Here is a 21915-nt window from a genome sequence, read left to right as displayed (position 1 = left end):
GCCGTGGCGAGGCCTGTTCATCCGGTGGCGGCCCGAGTTCATCGAACCCGCACCGACACGACACGCTGCGGTGGTCCTGCCGATGCCCGGTCTCGTTTCCATTCGAGTCATGAACGCCATGCAGTCGCCAGTCCGCACCAGCCATGTCGCGCGCGCTCGGTTCTCGCGGGCCGTGCCGACGACCCTGCTCACCGCGGGGCCCATCCGGGTCCTCGTGTCCGACGATCCCGCCGACATCGTCGCCGCCCAGGAACTGCGGTATCGCGTCTTCGCCGACGAACCCGGCTTCTCCAACCGCATCGGTGACGCGGTCACCGGACGGGACGCCGACCGGTTCGACGCCTTCTGCGAGCACCTCATCGTCCGCCACGCCGACGACGGGGTCGTCGGGTGTGCGCGCCTGCTCTCCCCGGCGCGGGCGATCGCCGCCGGCGGCTGGTACTCGGCCACCGAGTTCGACCTCCGCGAGATGAACGACATCGTCTCCGCCACCGTCGAATTGGGTCGGGCGTGTGTCCACTCCGAGTACCGCGACGGGTCGGTCACCGCGCTGATGTGGGCGGCGCTGCTGCAGTACATGGACGACGCCGACCTGCGATACCTGATGGGCTGTGTGTCGGTGCCCCTGCACACGCCGGGTGAATGGCTGCCGGGGTCGTCGCTGCGCGCCCTGCGCGACCGTCTGCGCGACGACCACCAGGACCCCGAGCGCCGTGCACACCCGCTGGCGCCGGCGCGCATCGGCGGACGCCTGCTCGACGACATCGTGCCGTCCGACACGGTCGCGATGCCGGCTCTGATGCGTGGATACCTCCGCCTCGGCGCCCGCATCTGTGGCGAGCCGGCGGTCGACGACGTCTTCGACGTCGCGGATTTCCTGACCCTGCTCGACCGCGAAGGGGCCAACAAGCGATACCTCGACCGGCTGCGATCGAGTGCCCGACGGCTCGGTTCGGCCCGCGCGGACGCCACGCCGGAGCCCGGGGGCGCGGCACGATGACCGCCCTGCTGGTCGGTCCGGTCGCCCCTCGCTCCGAGCGTCCCCGACGCGGACACGCCGCGTGTCCGCCTGCCCGCCCGGCCGGCGCGCTCGCGCACCCGTGGTTCCCGATCAGCACCTGTGGCGACGGTTGCATCGGTGCACCGCGGGCCGGGCGGTTCGACGCGGTCACCGGCGCGACGATCGTCGCGTGGCGTCTGTGCCGACTCGTCGTGGTCGTGGTGTGGATCGTCTGGGCGGCGCTGACCGCCGGCGCAGTGGCGCGGTTGCGTCGCCGTCCGCCGCGCCCCCTGCGTCGACCCGCGTCGGGTGCACTGCTGGCGGCCCTGGGCATCGCCGTCCGCGTCGAGGACCGGCGCGGTGGCCCGGCCCGCGCCGGACTCGTGGTTGCCAACCACATCTCGTTCCTCGACGTCTTGGCGCTCGCGCTGATCAGCCCTGCTGACGTGGTGGCCAAATCCGATGTCGTCGGGATGCCGGTGGTGTCGTCCCTCGCGCGCCGGTTCGGCGTCATCGCCGTCGACCGCGGCACACTCCGCGGTCTGCCGGGGACGGTCGGCGACGTGGCCGGGCGGCTGCACCGTGACTCGTCGGTCATCGTGTTCCCCGAGGGCACCACGTACTGCGGACGCTCGGCCGGTGCATTCCGACCCGCGTTCTTCCAGGCCGCGATCGATGCGGACGTGCCGGTCGTGCCGGTGAGGTTGCGTTTCGTCGGCAGCGACGGGACCACGGCGACGGCACCGAGTTTCATCGGCGCCGACACCCCGGCCGACACGCTGCGGCGGGTCCTGCGGGCGCGTGGTCTCGTCGTGACGATGGTCATCCACCCGCCCGAGGAACCCGGCGCAGATCGTCGCGAGCTGGCGCGTCGGTGTGAGCGCGTCGTGGCGGGGCGGTTCCCGGCCGCGGAAAGTGACATCACCCGTTCCCTGATATAGGTTTCTCCGGTAGCCGTCCGCAGCTCTGCGGACGATCAACCGCGTACCTCCAGGAGGCCGACGATGACGTCCACTCAGACCCGAGAAGCCGCGCGCGCCAAGTTCTTCGAACTCCGGGACGTCGACGGCCGGGTCGACGACGCCGACCTCGACACCGTGTGGGCGGGACTGTCGCCGCTACGGCCCGAGGAGATGCTCGGCGCATGGAAGGGCGGCGAGTTCACCACCGGGCACGCCATCAACGGTGCGCTCGCCAAGGCCAACTGGTTCGGTAAGACGTTCACCTCACGCAGCGACGTCCAACCGCTGGTGTGCCGCGACGAGAACGGCAACCTCTACTCCAACACCACACTCGGCAAGGGCGAGGCCAGCCTGTGGGCGATCGAGTTCCGCGGCGAGATCACCGCGTCGATGGTCTACGACGGTCAGCCGGTCATCGACCACTTCAAGCGCGTCGACGACACCACGGTGATGGGGATCATGAACGGCAAAGGCGGAGTCATCGACGGCCGTCACTTGTACTTCTACCTCGAGCGGGTCTGAGACGGGCTGTCGTTCCGCGTCCGATCGCGGAATTTGTCGGCGACCTACGCGCGTTTATCCTTGCTAGCGATGCCCGTGCCAAGCCGACCGCCCGTGAAGGCGCCTGTCTACCTCGACCACGCCGCTTCGACGCAGATGCTGCCCGAGGCCGTCGAGGCGATGACGGCCGTCTTCGCGCAGCCGGGTAACGCCTCGTCGCTGCACGGATCCGGTCGCACCGCACGTCGTCGGCTCGAGGAGGCGCGCGAGGCCATCGCCGCGGCGGTCGGTGCCCGGCCCTCCGAGGTCGTCTTCACCGGCGGCGGCACCGAGGCCGACAATCTGGCGGTCAAGGGAATCTACTGGGCACAGCGGAACGCCGACCCCCGCCGTCGCCGGATCATCACCTCGGCGATCGAACATCACGCCGTCCTCGACCCCGCGCAATGGCTGGCCGAGCAGGCCGGCGCCGAGCTCGTCCTGCTCCCGGTCGACGCCGACGGTGTCGTCTCGCCCGCCGACCTGCGCGCGGAGCTCGAGGAGCACGCTGCCGAGACAGCTGTCATCTCGCTGATGTGGGCCAACAACGAGGTCGGCACGATCCAGCCGATCGCCGAGCTCGCCGCGGTCGGGTCCGAATTCGGCGTCCCGGTGCATTCCGACGCGATCCAGGCCGTCGGCCATCTGCCGGTCGATTTCGCCGCGAGCGGCCTCTCGGCGCTCAGCCTGACCGCCCACAAGTTCGGCGGCCCGCAGGGTGTCGGTGCCCTGCTGCTGGGTCGCGACGTCGGGTGCGTGCCGCTGCTGCACGGCGGCGGCCACGAACGCGACGTGCGCTCGGGAACCCAGGACGTCGCCGGTGCGGCCGGCATGGCCGCCGCACTGTCGTGGTGCGTCGAGCACCTCGACGAGAACACCGCGCACGTCCGCGCCCTGCAGACCCGGCTGACCGACATTCTCCTCGGCGTCGACGGAACGGTGCGGAACGGTGCCGACGGCGATCGTCGCCTCCCGGGGAACGTGCACGTGTCGTTCGCCGGTTGTGAGGGTGACTCGCTGCTCATGCTTCTCGACGCCAAGGGCGTCGAGTGTTCCACCGGATCGGCCTGCACCGCCGGGGTCGCCCAGGCCAGCCATGTCCTCCTGGCGATGGGCCTGGACATGGCCGACGCGCGGTCGTCGCTGCGGTTCTCCCTCGGCCACACCACCACCGAGGCCGACATCGACGCGGTCGCCGCGGTCATCGACGAGGTCGTCGACCGGGCGCGGGCGGCCGGACTGGTCTCGGTCCCCGGCGGAAGGATCTCCTGATGCGCGTATTGGCAGCGATGAGCGGCGGCGTCGACTCGGCGGTTGCCGCTGCCCGGGCGGTCGAGGCCGGTCACGAGGTGGTCGGAGTTCATCTGGCGTTGTCGACGGCTCCGGGTGCGCTGCGCACCGGTTCGCGCGGATGCTGCTCGCGCGAGGACGCCTCCGACGCCCGCCGCGCCGCCGATGTCCTCGGAATCCCGTTCTACGTGTGGGATTTCGCCGACCGGTTCAAGGACGATGTGATCGACGAGTTCGTCGAGGCCTACGCGGCCGGACGCACCCCGAACCCGTGTCTGACGTGCAACGAGAAGATCAAGTTCGCGGCCCTCGCCGACAAGGCGATGGCGCTCGGCTTCGACGCGCTGGCCACCGGTCACTACGCGCAACTGACCGACGGCGAGTTACGACGAGCGGTCGACGCCGACAAGGACCAGTCGTATGTGCTGGCCGTGCTGACGCGTGATCAGCTGTCGCGGGCGATGTTCCCGATCGGTGACACCCCGAAGTCCGAGATCCGGGCCGAGGCGGCCCGGCGCGGCCTGGCCGTCGCGGACAAGCCGGACTCCCACGACATCTGCTTCATCCCGAGCGGCGATACCCGCGCGTTCCTCGGCGCCCGCATCGGCGTCCGGCCGGGCGCGATCGTGGACGCGACGTCGGGCGAGCGCCTCGCCGAGCACGACGGGGTCCACGGTTTCACCATCGGGCAGCGCAAGGGCCTGGGGATCGAGGCGCCGGCCGCCGACGGCAAGCCCCGCTACGTCACCGAGATCGACCCGGATTCGGGAACGGTGACTGTCGGGACGGCAGCCGATCTGCAGGTCTGGGGCATCACCGCGACGCGCGCGGTCTGGACCTCCGGGGTCACTCCGGACGAACCCTTCGACGCGATGGTGCAGGTGCGAGCCCACGGCGGGCTCGCGCCGGTGCGCGCGACCGCCACCACGATCGACGGTGAACCCGCCATCGACATCGCGCTGCAGGAGCCGCTCACCGGCGTCGCCCGCGGTCAGGCCGCGGTGCTGTACCTGCCCGATGCCCGACGCGGCGACCAGGTCGTCGGGTGCGGACGCATCGCCACCACCTCATCGCAGCCGACTGTCGTCGCATCTCGGTGACCGGAGCGGCACTGCCCACCGGAGTGGGCACCGGCGTGGGGTCGATGCCCGGCACCGACGCACGTGCGGCCGCCGCGGTGGTGAACGGGGAACTCGATCTCGCCCACCTCGTCGAACTGCCCGCGCGAGGTATCGGTGCGGATCTGATCGGCCGGATGGCGGCGATCCTCGTCGACCTGCCGATGGACACCGCGACATGGGGTTACCGGCTGGCGCAACGCCACTCCCGCCTGGCCCGACGCGCCGCGGACCTGCTTGCCGAGGACCTCGACGTCGTCGAGGAACTCTGGGAGACAGCGGGTTTCATCGGTACCGGCCGCATCTTCAAGGTGCAGGTGGCCGGTCCGTTCACCACCTCGGCATCTGTCGAGCTGACGAACGGGCAACGAGTCCTGAAAGACCACGGAGCCGTCCGCGACATCGTCGAGTCGACGGCGGAGGGTGTGCGCGAGCACGTCGCCGAGGTGGAACGCCGACTTGGTGCGCGCGTGGTGGTCCAGATCGACGAGCCGATGGTCGGCCAGGTCATCGACGGCACGGTGAAGCCACTGACCCGCTTCGACCCCATCCGGGCGATACCGGCGGTCGAGGTGGCTCGCGCACTCACCGATCTCGTCGACCACGTCGGCGTCCCGGTGGTCTTGCACGATTGCGGCACACCGCGGTGGGACCTCCTCGAACATCTTCCCGGGGTTGCGTATTCGATCGACATCACCACACCGTCGGCGACCGATCTCGACGGGGTCGGGATGCTCGTCGACCGCGGCGGCGTCCTGCTCGCAGGTCGTGTGCCGTCGACCGCGCCCGATCGTCCGCTGGCCGCCGAACACGTGGCGACCGAACTCGCCGCGCTGACCGACCGCATCGGGCTGGACCGCAAAGTGTTGTCGGACAACGTGATCGTGACGCCTACCTGTGGTCTGGCCGGGGCGTCGGCGAAGTGGGCCAAGACGGCCTTGGCGATCACCGCAGAGGCCGGTCAGCTGCTCGGCAGCGATCCCTCCGCGCTCTGAAAACCCCTGCGGGCCCGGCGTCGCGGACCTATTCTCGTCGGTATGCCGCACCCGATCATGTTCGACGACGCGGATCCCTATCTGGGCCGCATACGGGAGATCGCGCTCGCGCTGCCCGACGCGACCGAGGTCGTCGCGCACGGTCGCCCGACCTTCCGCTGCGGCAAGATGTTCGGCAACTACGGCGGTGGCGTCAAGGGCAGCAAGGTGCGCCATGACCAGTCGATCCTGTTCGTCGCCGACGAATCCGAACGGCCGGCACTCCTGGCGGACCCGCGGTTCTTCCTGCCGGCCTACCTCGGGCCGGCCGGCTGGGTGGGGCTGATCCTCGACGCCGAGACCGACTGGGACGAGGTCGCCGAACTCCTCGACACGAGTTACCGCCAGATCGCACCCAAACGGTCGGTGGCGAAGCTCGGTCCGTTGTGATCGTCGGCGCGGAAACTCCCGCGGTCCCGTCTCCGTCCCGCTGATCGGATCCGATCAGCGGGAGGGAAGCAGTACCGCGCGAATGAGGCATCGGTTGACGAGCTGGGTCTGTCCCACCACTCCGATACCCTCGGAACGTGGCAGATACAACGGAGTCGGGTCAGCCGGTCACCGAGCAGTCGGGGCCGGAGGCGGACCTGCGTGAGGAGTGGACCGCGCTCGCCGAGGAGATCCGCGAGCACCAGTTCCGCTACTACGTGAAGGACGCGCCGGTCATCACCGACGGCGAGTTCGATCTGCTCCTCCGACGCCTGCAGGCGCTCGAGGACGCGCACCCCGAACTCGCGGCCGCCGACTCACCCACCAAGCTCGTCGGGGGTGGCTTCTCCACGGCGTTCTCCGCAGTGGACCACCTCGAGCGAATGATGTCGCTGGACAACGTCTTCGACCACGACGAGATGCGCGCCTGGGTCGACCGCGTGGTCGCCGACGCCGGCGCCCGGGCCGACTTCCTCTGCGAGCTCAAGATCGACGGCGTGGCCCTGGCGCTGGTCTACCGGAACGGGGTTCTCGAGCGAGGTGTCACCCGTGGCGACGGACGCACCGGTGAGGACGTCTCACTGAACGCGCGCACCATCGACGACATCCCGATGCGCCTGACCGAGTCCCCGGAGTACCCGATTCCCGAGGTCCTCGAGGTGCGTGGCGAGGTCTTCTTCCGGGTGGAGGACTTCGAGGCGCTCAACGCCTCGCTCGTGGCGGAGGGCAAGCCGCCGTTCGCGAACCCGCGCAACTCGGCCGCCGGCTCGCTGCGGCAGAAGAATCCGCAGGTCACGGCCCGTCGCAAGCTGCGGATGATCTGTCACGGGATCGGGCACACCGAGGGTTGGCGACCGGAGTCGTTGCACGACGCCTACCTGGCGCTCGGGGCCTGGGGTCTGCCGGTGTCGACCCACACCACCAAGGTGTCCGGCGCCGACGAGATCATCGACAAGATCGCCTACTGGGGCGAACACCGTCACGACGTCGAGCACGAGATCGACGGCATCGTGGTCAAGGTCGACGACGTCACCGTGCAGCGTCGCCTCGGTTCCACCTCGCGGGCGCCGCGGTGGGCGATCGCCTACAAGTACCCGCCCGAGGAGGCCACCACCAAGCTCTCCGACATCCAGGTCAACGTCGGACGCACGGGCCGGGTCACACCCTTCGCAGTCCTCGAACCCGTGCTGGTCGCCGGGTCCACGGTCTCGCGCGCGACCCTGCACAACGGTTCGGAGGTCAAGCGCAAGGGCGTGCTGATCGGGGACACCGTCACGATCCGCAAGGCCGGCGACGTGATTCCCGAGGTCCTCGGGCCCGTCGTCGATCTCCGCGACGGCACCGAGGTGGAGTTCGAGATGCCCGAACTGTGCCCGGCCTGCGAGACGCCGCTGCGTCCCGAAAAGGAGAGCGACGCCGACCTCCGCTGTCCGAACCAGGAGAGTTGTCCGGCCCAGTTGCGCGAGCGGCTCTTCCACCTGGCCGGTCGGGGTTCCTTCGACATCGAGGCGCTCGGCTACGAGGCCGCGTCGGCCCTGCTGTCGGCGGGGGTGCTCACCAACGAGGGTGACCTCTTCTCGCTGACGGCCGAGGACCTGATCCGCACGGATCTGTTCACCACCAAGGCGGGGGCGCTCTCGGCCAACGGCAAGCGGTTGCTGGCGAACCTCGACAAAGCCAAGGACGTGGCGCTGTGGCGCGTGCTGGTCGGGCTGTCGATCCGCCATGTCGGGCCCACCGCCGCCCGCGCCCTCGCCACCGAATTCGGTTCCCTCGAGGCCATCGAGGCCGCCGACATCGACCAGCTCGCCGGCGTAGAGGGGTTGGGAATGACCCTCGCCCAGTCGATCCACGACTGGTTCACCGTCGACTGGCATCGAGACATCGTCGAGAAGTGGCGCGCCGCAGGCGTTTCCATGGAAGACGAGCGCGACGAGTCGATCCCGCGGACCCTCGAGGGCAAGACGATCGTCGTGACGGGTTCGCTGGTGGACTTCTCCCGTGACGGGGCCAAGGAGGCGATCCTGCAACGCGGCGGCAAGGCGTCGGGTTCGGTGTCGAAGAAGACCGACTACGTGGTGGTGGGGGATTCGCCGGGCACCAAGGCCGACAAGGCCGAACAGCTCGGCGTGCCGGTGCTCGACGAGGACGCGTTCAAGAAGTTGCTGGAGACCGGCAGCCCCGAGTGACCGTCGATCAGCCCAGAGCGGACTCGAACGCGCGGAAGGCACGCTGGTCGAAAAGGACGAAACGGACCTCCTCGATCGAGGTCTCCGGCAGCGTGGCACGCACCGTGTCGACCGCCTTGCGGGCGCCGTCGTCCATCGGCCAGCCGTAGACGCCGGTCGAGATCGCCGGGAAGGCGATGGAGGTGGCGCCGAGTTCGGTTGCGACGCGCAGTGACTCGCGGTAGCAGGAGACGAGCAGAGATGAACGGTCCTCGTCGTAGGAGTGCACCGGTCCGACGGTGTGGATGACCCAGCGTGCGTCGAGGTCTCCCGCGGTGGTGGCCACGGCCTCGCCGACGGGTAGTCCACGTTCGTAGGTGCCCGCCCGCAGCTCCTTGCACTCGGCGAGGATCGCCGGGCCGCCGCGCCGGTGGATCGCGCCGTCGACCCCGCCGCCGCCCAGCAGTGTGGAGTTCGCGGCATTCACGATCGCGTCGACCGACTGTGTCGTGATGTCGCCCTGTGTCAGCGTGATGGACGTCATCAGACCATGATGCCTCCGGACCGGCCGGCTGTGGCTAACTCTCGGCGCGCAGCACGGTACTGACGATGCCGGCGAGATAGCCGAGTCGGGCGACCTCCGACGGCCGGAAGTCCGGTCCGCCGATACGTCCGAGCAGGATCGCCTTCGACTCCGAGCCCAGGGGGGCCGCGGCGAGACGGGTGTCCATGTCCTGCCAGGCACCCGGCACCCAATCGCCGTCGGCGTCGAGCTCGATGGCCCTGGCGAGCGGTAGCCAGTCCGCCCTGGTCAGCGGGGTCTCCGGGGCGCCGGACGAACCGAAGAGCTGCAGCACGCCGCCGCTGGCGGGCGTGACCACCATCGCCCACGAGACGCGCAGGACCCGGGGTGCGTTGTCCACCAGGATCTGCAACCGATCACGTCGGGCGGTGGCCACCTGATCGACCAACTCGAGTTCTCGATGGGTGTCGAGCACGCCCGAGTAAGGGCGGATCGAGTCGACACGCACGCCGTTGACCTTCTCGGCCGCGGTGATCAGGCTGTCGGGCAGCGCCCCGGGCGCCACCTCGACGACGAGGTCGTCCACGGCGTAACCGTTGCCGCGCTCGACGACCTCGAGGGACAGGATGTCTGCGCCGACCGAGCCGAGCTGCACGGCGAGCACGCCGAGGCTGCCCGGCCGGTCTTCGAGATAGACCCGCAACAGGTAGGACACGTGCGACATTCTCGCACCCACGCGCGGGCGGCGCGCAGCGCACGGCTGCCAACCGGTGGCTGGGGGAAGCGGTCGTCGCGGGTTCCCATAGTCTGGAGACGTCGCCCAGACGCCGACACGACATCGGTCGACGACACGGCGGGGACGACGAGACCCGAACGAACAGTGATGGAAGGAAGGACGCTGCGGTGGCTGGCGAACCGAAGTCCATATCGCGCAACGAAGTCGCGCATCTGGCGCGTCTGTCGCGCCTGGCGTTGAGCGAGGACGAACTCGATGTCTACGCCGAGCAGCTGGACTCGATCCTGACCCACGTCGCGTCGGTGTCGGAAGTGGCCGCCGACGACGTGCCCGGCACGGCCCACCCGGCCGAACTGGCGAATGTGCTGCGCCCCGATGTCGTCGTCCCGGGGCTGACGACCGACGCCGCGCTGTCCGGTGCACCGGCCGTCGAGCAGGACCGTTTCGCGGTTCCGCAGATCCTGGGAGAAGAGCAGTGAGTCCCGATTCCAGCGCCGCCGCGCCGCGTCCCGACGGTGATCTGACCGGGTTGTCCGCCGCCGAACTCGCCACCCGGATCGGTGCCCGCGAGGTCAGCTCGGTGGAGGTCACCCAGGCCCACCTCGACCGTATCGCCGAGATCGACGACCAACTCGGCGCGTTCCTCCACGTCAGTGGCGCCGAAGCGCTGGTCGCCGCGAAGGCCGCCGACGACGCGATCGCCGCCGGGGACGCCCCGTCGGCCCTCGCGGGTGTACCGATCGCCCTCAAGGACGTCTTCACCACCACCGACGCACCGACCACGTGCGGGTCCAAGATCCTCGAGGGTTGGGTTCCGCCCTACGACGCCACGGTCACCGCACGCCTGCGCGCCGCGGGTATTCCGATCCTGGGCAAGACCAACATGGACGAGTTCGCGATGGGCAGCTCGACCGAGAACTCCGCCTACCAGCTCACCCGGAACCCCTGGGATCCCAGCAAGATCCCGGGTGGTTCGGGGGGTGGCAGCGCCGCCGCGCTGGCCTCGTACCAGGCCCCGCTGGCGATCGGTACCGACACCGGCGGCTCGATCCGCCAGCCGGCCGCGGTCACCGCGACGGTCGGCGTCAAGCCCACGTACGGCACGGTCTCGCGCTACGGGCTCGTGGCGTGCGCCTCGTCGCTCGACCAGGGCGGCCCGTGTGGCCGTACCGTCCTCGACACCGCGATGCTGCACGAGATCATCGCCGGGCACGACCCGCGGGACTCGACCTCGATCGATGTGCCGGTGCCCGACGTCGTCTCGGCGGCCCGCGAAGGGGCCGAGCGGGATCTCGCCGGCGTCCGGATCGGTGTCGTCACCGAGCTGCAGGGCGAGGGTTACCAGTCCGGCGTGCTCGACTCCTTCCACCAGGCCGTCAAGCTCCTCGAGGAGCGCGGCGCCGAGGTGGTCGAGTTCAGCTGTCCGCACTTCACCTACGCGCTGGGTGCCTACTACCTGATCCTCCCGTCGGAGGTGTCGTCGAACCTCGCGCGGTTCGACGCGATGCGCTACGGACTGCGGGTCGGCGACGACGGCTCGCATTCGGCCGACGAGGTCATGGCATTGTCCCGGGAACAGGGATTCGGTCCAGAGGTCAAGCGCCGCATCATGATCGGGACCTACGCGTTGTCCTCGGGCTACTACGACGCCTACTACGGCCAGGCGCAGAAGGTGCGCACCCTGATCTCTCGCGACTTCGCCACGGCCTTCGAGAAGGTCGACGTGCTCATCTCGCCGACCACGCCGACCACCGCGTTCCCGATCGGGGAAAAGGTCGACGACCCACTCGCGATGTACCTGTTCGACCTGTGCACGCTGCCGGTGAACCTCGCCGGCATCGGATCGATGTCGGTGCCGTCGGGGCTGTCGGTCGACGACGGCATGCCCGTCGGGCTCCAGATCATGGCGCCCGCCCTGGCCGACGAGCGGTTGTACCGCGTGGGAGCGTCGTACGAAGCGGCTCGGGGGCCGATCGTCTGACGACCCGGGCGGCGTGCCGTCTTCGGTGCACGCCGCCGCGGGCCGTCAGTTCCGCATCGGCTGCGGCGGTCCGGACTGTTCCGACCCGTACCGGTGGCCGACCCCGGCCGCACCGTCGAGTGCGCCGAGAAGGTCGATGCTCGTCTGTACGAAACTGACCACGGGTAGCCACGGCGCCGACGGGACCCGCGGACCGCGGATGTGGGTGTCCTCGGTGGCGCGGTGCGGCCTCCACAGTCCGGCGGGTGACCAGCGCACGACGGGGTCGCTGGAATTGGCGAGAACCGTTCGCGAGGTGCGGGAATCCGGAGCGACGGTGCCCGCCGGCGGCGCGACCAGCACGGTCTCGTCGAGCAGAGCGGGGCGCTCGTTCTCCAGCCATACCCGGGCGGCGTCGGCGCCCACGGCACCGAGACTCTGCCCGTAGAGGATCACCCGCCGACGTTCGCGGTCGGGAACACCGTCGAGGACGGTTGTCAGAGCCGACACCACCGCGATCGCCGAGTCCGCCGATCGGGAGCGGTCGGACACGAAGGCCTGCCACGACGGCACGTCGTCGTAGGGGAGTGCGAGGACCCGGACGTCGCCGGCGAACCGGCTCTCGAAACCGTCGACAGCTGCCGGGTCGATCCATCCCGATCCGGTCGGCACCGCGACCACGACCGCCCGCGTCGACAGTCCGCCCGAACGCGTCCACGTCCGCACGAGTTGTGCAGCGGCGCGGTCGAATCCATCGGTGCTCAGCTCCCCGCGGGCCAGGACGTCCGAATGCGTCGCCACCGTCGTCGACGACGCCGGCACCGGCTGTTCGTCGGCGCCGGCGTCGGCGGGTGCCAGCAGTCCCGCCGTGAGGGCGACTGCGCCGGCCGCGAGCAGAGCGCAGCTACGCGGGACGGCGACGATCGCCAGGACGAGGACGGCGGGCGGGATCGTGGCCGCCGCCACCCATCCGGGCCCGACGGGTGCGACATCGACCGCCGCACGGATGAGGTTCTGCCACCAGACCGCCACGCCGACCGCGCATCCGAGGATCACCAGGCAAGAGCAGAACACGACGCGCCGTGCCTGGTCGTCCGGCTGTCGCCGACTGCGCCGGGCGGCGACCATCCCGATGATCGCACCCAGTGCGCTCAATGCCGCGGTCACGATCGCGGTCGTCGTCGCGTCCCGGGGCAGGGTGCCCGGATAGACCGCGATGAGGTAACCGAGGGTCACCGCGACACTGATCGCGGGATGCGGCCACGATCGGAACGGGCCGTCACGCAGCCAACGGGCGTCTCGGTACTTCGTCATCGCCGCACCTCGCGCTCGTCGGGATCGACCAAGGCGCGCTCGACGGTCGTGTGGACCAAGGCCGACAACGACTCGCCCCGGGCCGGGGGACCGCCGTACTGGCGCCACGTGTTCCACGCCAACCCGATTCGAGCGCCGTGCGTGGCGGTCGTGCAGGCAACTGTCCGGCAGGAGGCGTACATCCGGTCAATCAGCATGCGGTCCAGCGCGATCCGGGCCCAGGCGCCGAGCGGTTTGCCGTTTCGCTGCGCCGCCCGCAACAGGTCGTAGCCGAGATCGTGGGTGCGGCACAGCGGGGTGAAGTGCGGTGGCAACGGAACCGGCGACGAGCAGTCCCCATCCGGGTCGATCGGGTATCCGTCGACGATCCGCGGGGAGTACCCCTGCGCCACGACGAAGGACGGCGGAAGGGACGTCAGTGCGGTGGCCGGGTGCGGTCCCACGAGGGCGACGACCACGGCCGCGTAGGGATTGGTCGCATCGGCCGCCGGCGCCGTCACCGCCGGGCTCGATGCTGCGAGGAGCGGGCCCGCGACGGCGTGTGCGGTCGAGATCCACTGGCCGGTGACGAGTACGGCCAGGGTGAGCATCGCCGCCCACCACCGCGACCGTCGTCGGCGAGTGGTTGCGGAGAGATCGCGGTGCTGGTGTAAGACGTTGTCCGACGGAAGCTTTCGGATGTTCTCTGATCCGGTCATGTCATCGACGCTATGAGTCCGGATCCGGCCGGCACATCGCTCCGCGGGACCGGCCGCGGTCGTCCCCAGGCCGGTTCGTCGACGCCGAAACGCTACGACGGTATCGGGTCGTCTCCCTCGGAAGTATGAGGTCTTCGAGCGGTCGGCGAGCCTAGGGTGAGGGCATGTTCGGATACCGCAAGAAGCTCCGCGCGGTGGGGGCGTCCTCACTCGAATGGGCCTCGACCGCCCCGGTGGCCCAGGACCCCGCGGTGCGCCACTACTTCTCGTCGCGCCTCAACTGGTTCTTTCTGTTCGTCGCACTGGTCATGTACTCGGTTGCGTGGCCGACGCTGCCGATCACCCACTCGATGCCGGTGTTCGTGCTACCCGTGGTCGCTGCCTTCGCGGCCCTGCCGATCGCCCTCGCGTGGTCGGCCCCGTTGCTGGGGTGGGCGATCTCGGTGGTCTCCGCCCAACTCATCGGCATCGTCGTCCCGACCCGGGGCGGGTGGGAGCTGACGATCCAGGTCACCCACCTGATCGAACTGCTGGTCCTCACGTTCATGGCCTTCCTCAAGTGCCCGCTGCGATGGATTCCGGTGGTCTGGGTCTCGACGTCGATCGTCATCGCCTTCGCCGTGCAACCGACCGCGCGCGTCGGGTGGGTCTTCGGGATCTCGGTGCTCGCGGTCCTGGTCGCGTTGCTGCGCGGACTGATGGCTTCGCGCCGGCAGTTGGCGGTGCGCACCGAGCAGACCGAGGCCGCCGAAGCCGAGGCGGCCGTACTCCAGGAGCGGGCGCGCATCGCCCGGGACCTGCACGATGTGGTCGCTCACCGGATGTCGATGGTGGTGGTGATGTCACAGACCGCCAGATATCGCCTGCCGGATGTGAGCCCTTCTGCCGCAGCGGAATTCGACGCCATCGCGGAGGCGGCACGTACGTCCCTCGACGAGGTCCGACAGTTGCTCGGGGTCCTGCGCGTCGAGGGTGCGGATGCTTCGGCGGCACCCAATCCCGGTTTGGCCGAACTCGATTCGCTGGTCACCGAGACACGCCGCGCGGGTGCCGAGGTCGTGCTGGACCTGGCCATCGACGCCGACGACGTCGGTGAATCGGCCGCGCTGGTGATCTATCGGATCGTGCAGGAGTCGCTGGCCAATGCCACCCGGCACGCCCCCGGCGGGCGCGTGGACGTCGAGGTGACGCACGGGGAGGGCGATCTCGTCGACGTCGCCGTGGTCAACACGGCCGCGACCGCTGAACCATTGCAGATCGGTGGGAGCGGAGTGGGTATCCCGGGGATGATCGATCGCGCTCAGGCGGTGGGTGGTTCGCTGGTCGCCGTGCCGACCCCGACCGGCGGATTCGCGGTGCGGGCTCGCATCCCGGCGACGCCGCGGCGGGACGTGGTAGTCCCCGAGTCGGTCGTGACCTCCACGGGTTCCGGTGAACCGTCGTCACGACGACGGTAGCGTGACGGCGTGCCGATCACCGTAGTCATCGCAGATGACCAGGCCATGGTGCGTCAGGGCTTTTCGGCGCTGCTCGCCGCGCAACCCGACCTCTCGGTCCTCGGCGATGCCGCCGACGGGGTCGAGGCCGTCGAGGTGTGTCATCGGGTGCGTCCCGACGTCGTGCTGATGGATGTGCGGATGCCGCGCAAGGACGGACTGTGGGCCGCGGAGCAGATACTCGCGTCGTCTGCCGAACCACCCACGCGCGTGTTGATGCTGACGACCTTCGACATCGACGACTACGTGTACGAGGCGCTGCGCATAGGGGCATCGTGATTCTTGCTGAAGGATGCGCCCGCCGATGAGCTGGTGCGAGCGGTCCGCGTCGTGGCCGCGGGTGAGGCGTTGCTGGCACCGTCGATCACACGGCGGCTGATCACCGAGGTCACCGCCAGGCGCCGGCGGCCGGCGCGGGATCAGAAGCTCGACACGCTCACCCCGCGGGAGCGCGAGGTGCTCGACCTGGTGGCCGACGGCAAGTCCAACGCCGAGATCGGCGCGGACCTGTTCGTGACCGAGCAGACGGTGAAGACCCATGTGAGCAGTCTCCTGAACAAACTCCGGCTCCGGGATCGGGCGCAGGCCGTCGTGTTCGCCTACGAGAACGGCATCAAGTGATCTCGCGACCAGCGCCGGGCTCGCCGGGGCACTAGATTGGGGTTGCTCGGGCAGGTTGACCGATGACGACAGGGAGGGTGGTCTCACCAGTGGCCAAGAGGTTCGGCATTCTGACCTCCGGGGGAGACTGCCCCGGACTGAACGCGGTCATCCGCGGCGCAGTGCTCAAGGGTGAGACCGTGTACGGCCACGAGTTCGTCGGCTTCCGGGACGGCTGGGCCGGACTGGTCTACGGCGACATCGTCGAACTGAACCGGTCGACGGTCCGCGGCCTGTCGAACCAGGGCGGCACCATTCTCGGCACGAGCCGGTTCGGTCCCTACTCCGAACCCGACGGCGGTCCCGAGAACATCAAGAAGGTGTTGAAGAACCTCGAGATCGACGGCGTGATCGCGATCGGCGGCGAGGGCACTGCGGCGGCGTCGAAGCGGTTGTTCGACGACGGCATCAACATCGTCGGGGTTCCCAAGACCATCGACAACGACATCGCCGCCACCGACTACACCTTCGGGTTCAACACCGCGGTGGAGATCGCGACCGAGGCCATCGACCGCCTCCGCACCACCGGCAACTCGCACAAACGGTGCATGGTCCTCGAGGTCATGGGTCGCCACGCGGGCTGGATCGCCCTGCACTCCGGGATCGCCGGCGGCGCCCACGTCATCCTGATCCCGGAGAACCCCGAGAGTCTCGACCAGATCTGTGCCTGGGTCACCAGCGTCAAGTCGCGCGGGCGTTCGCCGATGGTCGTCGTCGCCGAGGGGTTCAAGCTCCCGGAGATGAAGGAGGCGTACTCCACCAAAGGTCTCGACGGGTTCAACCGTCCCCGTCTCGGTGGCGTGGGAGAGGTGCTCGCCCCGCTCATCGAGGAGCGGACCGGGATCGAGACCCGGGCCACCATCCTCGGCCACATCCAGCGCGGCGGCGTGCCGTCGGCCTACGACCGGGTGCTCGCGACCCGCATGGGGATGGCGACCGCCGACCTCGTCGCCGAGAAGGGCTGGGGGCAGATGGTCGCTCTGCACGGCACCGAGATCGCACGCATCACCTTCGACGAGGCACTCGGTGAACTGAAGACGGTGCCGTTGGATCAGTACAAGGAGATCCGGGTCATCTTCGGCTGAGTGACTTCGGGGCCTCAGGCCACCGGGGTGACCGTCGCAGCCGGCTCGCGCGGGATGATGATCCAGAGCGCCAGGTAGATCAGGACCTGGGGTCCGGGCAGCAGCATCGACAGGATGAACAACGCGCGGATGAGCGTCGGATCCCAGCCCCAACGCTCGGCGATACCGCCGCAGACACCGCCCAGCCACGAGTTGCTGCGCGAACGCATCAGGCGGGGGCCGCTGTAGGCGGGTTGCGGGGTGGTCATCTCGTCCTCCTGTGTGGATTGTGGTCCGGCGTCGTTCGCCGGTGACATCCACGCTACGAGCGGGTCCGGCTCCCGGCATCGGTGATCACCCTGAACGTGCCCCTGGGATATCGCCGCATAAACTGGCCGCTATGACTTCCGCAGCCGTCGACCTGTTGGACTACGACGAGGTGCTTGCCGCATTCGATCCGGTGATGGGTCTCGAGGTGCACGTCGAGCTGGGCACCGCGACCAAGATGTTCTGCGGGTGCCCCACCGAGTTCGGTGCCGACCCGAACACCCAGGTGTGCCCGGTGTGTATCGGACTGCCCGGCTCGCTCCCGGTTGCCAACGCCAAGGCCATCGAGTCCGCGATCCGCATCGGACTCGCGCTGAACTGTTCTATCCGGCCGTCGAGCGTCTTCGCGCGGAAGAACTACTTCTACCCGGATCAGCCGAAGAACTACCAGATCTCGCAGTACGACGAGCCGATCGCCTACGACGGTTTCCTCGACGTCGTGCTCGGCGACGGCACCACCTGGCGGGTCGAGATCGAGCGCGCCCACATGGAGGAGGACACCGGCAAGTCGCTGCACATCGGCGGCTCGACGGGTCGAATCCATGGGGCGAGTCATTCGCTGCTCGACTACAACCGCGCGGGCGTGCCGCTCGTCGAGATCGTGACGCGGCCCATCGAGGGCGCGGGGGAACGCGCGCCCGAGGTGGCCCGGGCGTACGTGTCGGCACTGCGTGATCTGCTCAAGTCGCTGGACGTGTCGGACGTGCGCATGGACCAGGGCTCGATGCGTTGTGACGTCAACCTGTCGCTGAAGACGAAGGACGCCACCGAGTTCGGTACGCGCACCGAGACCAAGAACGTCAACTCGCTCAAGAGCGTCGAGGTGGCGGTTCGCTACGAGATGCGCCGTCAGGCCGCCATCCTGAAGGCCGGGGGCGAGATCGTCCAGGAGACGCGGCACTTCCACGAGACCGACGGCACCACGTCGGCCGGGCGCCGCAAGGAGACCGCCGAGGACTACCGTTACTTCCCGGAGCCGGATCTTCCTCCGGTGCAGCCGGATTCGGCCTGGATCGAGGAGTTGCGGGCGAACCTGCCCGAGCTGCCGTGGCTACGTCGCGCTCGCATCCAGGAGGACTGGGGAGTCTCCGACGAGGTCATGCGTGACCTCGTCAACGTCGGCGCGGTCGATCTCATCATCGCCACCGTCGACGCCGGGGCAGCACCCGAGGCGGCGCGTGGCTGGTGGGTGTCCTTCCTTGCGCAGCAGGCCAATTCTCGCGGAGTCGAACTCGCCGACCTGTCCATCACGCCGGCGCAGGTCGCCGAGATCATCGGACTGGTCGACGAGGGCAAACTCACGACCAAGCTGGCGCAGCAGGTCGCGACCGCCGTCCTCGACGGTGAGGGTGAGCCCGCCCAGATCGTCGCCGACCGCGGCCTCGAGGTGGTTCGGGACGACTCCGCGCTCCAGAAGGCGGTCGACGACGCGCTCGCCGCCAACCCCGACATCGCCGACAAGATCCGCGGCGGGAAGGTCCAGGCCGCCGGCAAGATCGTCGGAGATGTCATGAAAGCGACTCGCGGACAAGCAGACCCGGCCCGCGTCAAAGAACTCGTCATCGCGGCCTGTTCCTGAGGGCGCAGCCTCTCCCTAATCCGAAGAGTTAGGTGAGGTGGCTGCTCAGGCCGCTCCGTGGGGTGTGATGGTGACGTCGTATCCGAGTTTGTGTAGGTCGTAAATGGCGCGGTTCTTGGTGCGTTCGGGGTGGCGTTGCTGGTGGTAGTCGGGGCCGGGTTCGTCGTAGACGACGTTGTCGGTGAGCATGATCCAGACCACGGTGAGCAGGGTGTGCTCGAGGGCGACGATCGCTTTGGGTTTGCCGCGAGAGCGGACCAGGCGCCGGTACTTGGCGTTGAGGAACGTGCCTTTGTGGCTGGCGATCGATAACGCTGTAGCCCCGAGAGCACCTTTGAGGTGACGGTTACCGGGGCGGGTTTTGACGTTTTTGACCCGTCCGGCGGATTGGTGCTGGCCGGGGCAGACTCCCGCCCACGAGGCCAAATGGCCTGGTGTGGGGAACTGGGCCATCTGGCCGCCGGTCTCGGCGATGATCACATCGGCGGTGGTGGTGGAGATACCCGGGATCGTGCAGATCAGGTCGCGTTTGGCTTGAAACGGCGCCATCACCTTCTCGATGCGCTCGGTCAACGCGTCGATCCGGGTGGTGTGTTCGGTGATGAAATCCAGATGCAACTCGACCAGGAACGCGTGGTGGTCGGTGAAGCGGCCCTGCAACGCCTGGGTCAACGCGGGGATTTTGCGGCGGAGTTGTTTCACCGACAACTCCGCCAACACGGCGGGATCGCGTTCACCCTTGACCAGCGCCTGCAACATGAATCGTGACGAGACCCCGTTGATATCGGAGACCACCACCGACAGTTTGATGCCGGCGTCTTCGAGGACTTTCTCCAACCGTTGAATCTCGCGGCCGCGTTCGCGGGTGATCGCGGTGCGGGTGCGGGTCAGATCGCGTAACCGTCGGATCGGTTCGGGCGGCACGAACGAGGCCCGCAACAGCCCGTGGGCGGCCAGCTGCGCCAGCCACGCCGCATCCGACACATCGGTTTTGCGGCCCGGGAGGTTCTTGGCGTCGTGGGCGTTGACCAGCATCACCTCGAACGGGGCGTCTTCGAGGAGGTAGTAGAACGGTTTCCAGTAGTCGCCGGTGGCTTCCATGACCACACACGTCACCTGCTCGGCGATCAGATAGTCCCGCAGCCGCAGAATGTCGCCGCTCATCGACGACCAGGTCGTGGTATCTTGCACGGTCTTTCGGCCCGGACTAGCCAGGCGGACACAGACTTTCACATCCTTTTTGGAGACATCCATCCCGGCGCATCGGGGATGCAGCACTTCCATCTCGGTTTCCTTTCGAGTCCTCGGAAGTGGGCTGCGGACGGGGCAAACAAATGCAGGAGTCTAATCCGCGTGCTCGTAGCAACAATCCACGATTCCCGTGGCAGGCCCCGCGCCTCACACTGAGGTACTGGCTCTTCGGCACAAGGGAGGAATTCAAGGTCACCGCATCCCACCCCTCCACTATCAACCCCCCACGCGCCGGTGACCAGCACGAACTCTTCGACCCCCACGACGGCCGCCAGGCCGCAGATACTGAGGAGCAGGGGCGACCCCCTCTGCCCCCTGATCCGAAAGAACGACCAAACCGCTGGCCTGAGGGGTGCAAGCGATGTCCTCCCTTTGCTCCCTGAGGTGCGAGGAGCGTTAGCGACGAGCCACGAAGGGTTCGCGACGCACCTCGCCAGGACCCTTCGTGACGCGCCCTCCGCAAGCTCCGGGCGCTCCTCAGGGAGCGGGGGTTGGCCGCGCCATCCGCAAGCTCCGGCCTCCTCAGGGAGCGGAGGTTCTTTCGTTGTGCACGACGGCGCGAGGCGTCCCGGTCACGTCCGGTCGTTGCCACCGCCGGAGGGCAGGAAGCGGAACACGCGATCATCGGTGGGCTTCGCTGAACCCACCTCCTTGTTGACGGTCGCCACCTGCAGCAGTCCGTTGGGAAGCGCGGCCATCCGGCCGAGGGCACCGTACCGCCGGTCGAGCACGACAGCAGGAGCGGTGATCGTCGGCTCCTCGCGAGTGGGCTCGTTGATGGCCTCGATCCGTTGGGTGCGCGTCGTCGAGACGAAGATGCTGCCGCCGGCGACCCCGCAACCCGCGATCTGCGGCCGGTCCGGCCACGTCCACAGCACCTTGGGCCCGCCTTCTTCGAGCACCTGCACGCGATCCTCGGTGGCCGTCTGGTCGGCGACGTAGACCGTCCCCGTGGAAGCGTTGGGACACAACGCCACCGACGACCCGAAGCCGGATGCGAGGATCGCCGGCCGAGGGCCGTCGCCAGAGGTGAACGAGGTCACCAGCAGTACCTTGCCGGCGAGGGACGACGGATCGTCCGCGGCCGCGGGATTCCCCGCATTGCCGGTGGCGACGACGAGTTCGGTCGGCGACCGGAAGTACATCGCGCCCATGTTCCCGGTGGCGCCCTTGGGGATGCCGGTCAGGATCGGCTTGGGCACGTCTCCCGGTGCCAGGCGGACGATGCGGTTGTCCGACGGGGTCGTGATGTAGGCGTAGATCAACCGGTCCTGAGAATAGGTGGGGGAGTAGGCGAAATCGATCAGACCGCCGTCACCGGACGCATCGACCGGCGTCTCTCCCAGGGTCCGGGCAGGCCCGTAGCGTTTGGTTGTGATGATCTTGCCGGTCGTACGTTCGGCGACGACGGTGACCTCGCCCTGCTCGTCGCCGGGCATCACACCGCCGGTGGACGCGAGGCACGTCGCGATCACCGCGGGGTCGGGGTCGACGCACGGGCCGGTCGGTGGCGGTTGCGTCTCGCGCGGGGTTTCCGGCGGTGGCGTCGGTTCGGGCTGGCCGCTCGGCCGGTTGTTGGGGCTGAACGCACCCGCCTCGCGTTGATTGTCCTGGGCGCTGAAGTCCGCGCAGCCGCCGACCAGCACCACGACCGCCGTCAGCAACGTCACCAGCACTCGCCACCGGGCCCACACCCGGCGGTCCGCCGTCGCGGCTGAACTCGTCCGGGCATCGTCGCGCGTGCCCGTCGGGCGCCCCTTCCACAT

The 21915-nt window shown here is 68.8% G+C and carries 20 protein-coding genes and 1 pseudogene; 14 read left to right on the top strand and 7 right to left on the bottom strand.

Annotated features, from left to right (window positions below):
* Positions 1-13 precede the first annotated feature (13 nt).
* The 8 genes from GR168_RS15725 (at position 14) to ligA (ending at position 8562) form a co-directional block, all read left to right on the top strand.
* Positions 14-1000 (top strand): GNAT family N-acyltransferase, encoded by a 987-nt coding sequence (locus GR168_RS15725; protein WP_159371951.1) that lies wholly within the window; start codon positions 14-16, stop codon positions 998-1000.
* On the top strand, positions 997-1941 hold the full coding sequence (locus tag GR168_RS15720; RefSeq protein ID WP_159371155.1) for a lysophospholipid acyltransferase family protein: 945 nt from the start codon (positions 997-999) through the stop codon (positions 1939-1941). Before GR168_RS15725 ends, GR168_RS15720 begins: the two co-directional genes overlap by 4 nt.
* A gap of 63 nt (positions 1942-2004) precedes the next feature.
* Entirely contained in the window at positions 2005-2484 is a 480-nt protein-coding gene (locus tag GR168_RS15715) for a DUF4334 domain-containing protein (RefSeq protein WP_159371154.1), read from the top strand.
* A 69-nt stretch (positions 2485-2553) separates the two neighbouring features.
* Positions 2554-3774: a cysteine desulfurase family protein gene (locus GR168_RS15710; protein WP_203235864.1), complete on the top strand. Its 1221-nt coding sequence runs from the start codon at positions 2554-2556 to the stop codon at positions 3772-3774.
* Entirely contained in the window at positions 3774-4892 is a 1119-nt protein-coding gene (gene mnmA, locus GR168_RS15705; protein WP_159371153.1) for a tRNA 2-thiouridine(34) synthase MnmA, read from the top strand. The genes GR168_RS15710 and mnmA overlap by 1 nt, the downstream gene beginning before the upstream one ends.
* A complete protein-coding gene (locus GR168_RS15700; protein ID WP_159371949.1) occupies positions 4889-5905 on the top strand; it encodes a vitamin-B12 independent methionine synthase in 1017 nt (338 codons plus the stop codon). Before mnmA ends, GR168_RS15700 begins: the two co-directional genes overlap by 4 nt.
* A 42-nt stretch (positions 5906-5947) precedes the next feature.
* Positions 5948-6334, top strand: coding sequence for an MmcQ/YjbR family DNA-binding protein (locus tag GR168_RS15695; RefSeq protein ID WP_159371152.1), 387 nt, complete (start codon positions 5948-5950; stop codon positions 6332-6334).
* Positions 6335-6471: 137 nt separating this feature from the next.
* The gene (ligA, locus tag GR168_RS15690) at positions 6472-8562 is read left to right on the top strand and encodes an NAD-dependent DNA ligase LigA (protein ID WP_065632684.1); all 2091 of its coding nucleotides are present in this window, start codon (positions 6472-6474) and stop codon (positions 8560-8562) included.
* A gap of 7 nt (positions 8563-8569) precedes the next feature.
* Here ligA and GR168_RS15685 read toward each other — a convergent pair whose 3' ends face one another.
* On the bottom strand, positions 8570-9085 hold the full coding sequence (locus GR168_RS15685; protein WP_159371151.1) for an O-acetyl-ADP-ribose deacetylase: 516 nt from the start codon (positions 9083-9085) through the stop codon (positions 8570-8572).
* 34 nt (positions 9086-9119) lie between these two features.
* Positions 9120-9788, bottom strand: coding sequence for an amino acid-binding protein (locus GR168_RS15680; RefSeq protein ID WP_159371150.1), 669 nt, complete (start codon positions 9786-9788; stop codon positions 9120-9122).
* A gap of 179 nt (positions 9789-9967) precedes the next feature.
* Here GR168_RS15680 and gatC point away from each other — a divergent pair, with 179 nt between their 5' ends.
* Complete coding sequence (gene gatC / locus GR168_RS15675) at positions 9968-10279, top strand: Asp-tRNA(Asn)/Glu-tRNA(Gln) amidotransferase subunit GatC (RefSeq protein ID WP_065632687.1); 312 nt, start codon at positions 9968-9970, stop codon at positions 10277-10279.
* Positions 10276-11781, top strand: coding sequence for an Asp-tRNA(Asn)/Glu-tRNA(Gln) amidotransferase subunit GatA (gene gatA, locus GR168_RS15670; protein ID WP_159371149.1), 1506 nt, complete (start codon positions 10276-10278; stop codon positions 11779-11781). The genes gatC and gatA overlap by 4 nt, the downstream gene beginning before the upstream one ends.
* A 45-nt stretch (positions 11782-11826) precedes the next feature.
* Here the strand turns inward: gatA and GR168_RS15665 are convergent, their stop codons facing one another.
* Positions 11827-13074, bottom strand: a complete 1248-nt coding sequence (locus GR168_RS15665; protein WP_159371148.1) for an alpha/beta-hydrolase family protein — start codon at positions 13072-13074, stop codon at positions 11827-11829.
* Complete coding sequence (locus GR168_RS15660) at positions 13071-13772, bottom strand: hypothetical protein (RefSeq protein WP_238994910.1); 702 nt, start codon at positions 13770-13772, stop codon at positions 13071-13073. Before GR168_RS15660 ends, GR168_RS15665 begins: the two co-directional genes overlap by 4 nt.
* A 164-nt stretch (positions 13773-13936) precedes the next feature.
* On the opposite strand from GR168_RS15660, the gene GR168_RS15655 reads away from it, so the two are divergent.
* From GR168_RS15655 to GR168_RS15645, 3 genes and pseudogenes are all read left to right on the top strand, one after another.
* Positions 13937-15229: a histidine kinase gene (locus tag GR168_RS15655; protein WP_159371147.1), complete on the top strand. Its 1293-nt coding sequence runs from the start codon at positions 13937-13939 to the stop codon at positions 15227-15229.
* A gap of 9 nt (positions 15230-15238) precedes the next feature.
* A pseudogene (locus GR168_RS15650) lies at positions 15239-15889 on the top strand (response regulator transcription factor).
* A gap of 89 nt (positions 15890-15978) precedes the next feature.
* Positions 15979-17013, top strand: coding sequence for a 6-phosphofructokinase (locus GR168_RS15645; RefSeq protein ID WP_137809003.1), 1035 nt, complete (start codon positions 15979-15981; stop codon positions 17011-17013).
* A gap of 14 nt (positions 17014-17027) precedes the next feature.
* Here the strand turns inward: GR168_RS15645 and GR168_RS15640 are convergent, their stop codons facing one another.
* A complete protein-coding gene (locus GR168_RS15640; protein WP_065632747.1) occupies positions 17028-17261 on the bottom strand; it encodes a PspC domain-containing protein in 234 nt (77 codons plus the stop codon).
* Between the two features lie 131 nt (positions 17262-17392).
* On the opposite strand from GR168_RS15640, the gene gatB reads away from it, so the two are divergent.
* Positions 17393-18898, top strand: a complete 1506-nt coding sequence (gene gatB, locus GR168_RS15635; RefSeq protein WP_065632694.1) for an Asp-tRNA(Asn)/Glu-tRNA(Gln) amidotransferase subunit GatB — start codon at positions 17393-17395, stop codon at positions 18896-18898.
* Between the two features lie 45 nt (positions 18899-18943).
* Here gatB and GR168_RS15630 read toward each other — a convergent pair whose 3' ends face one another.
* A complete protein-coding gene (locus GR168_RS15630; protein ID WP_137808541.1) occupies positions 18944-20182 on the bottom strand; it encodes an IS110 family transposase in 1239 nt (412 codons plus the stop codon).
* Positions 20183-20721: 539 nt separating this feature from the next.
* Positions 20722-21825 (bottom strand): PQQ-dependent sugar dehydrogenase, encoded by a 1104-nt coding sequence (locus tag GR168_RS15625; RefSeq protein ID WP_137809058.1) that lies wholly within the window; start codon positions 21823-21825, stop codon positions 20722-20724.
* Between the last annotated feature and the right edge of the window lie 90 nt (positions 21826-21915).

This window comes from Gordonia sp. JH63, assembly GCF_009856645.1.
Taxonomy (GTDB): Bacteria; Actinomycetota; Actinomycetes; order Mycobacteriales; family Mycobacteriaceae; genus Gordonia; species Gordonia hongkongensis.
This window is presented reverse-complemented; position numbering and strand designations above follow the sequence as displayed.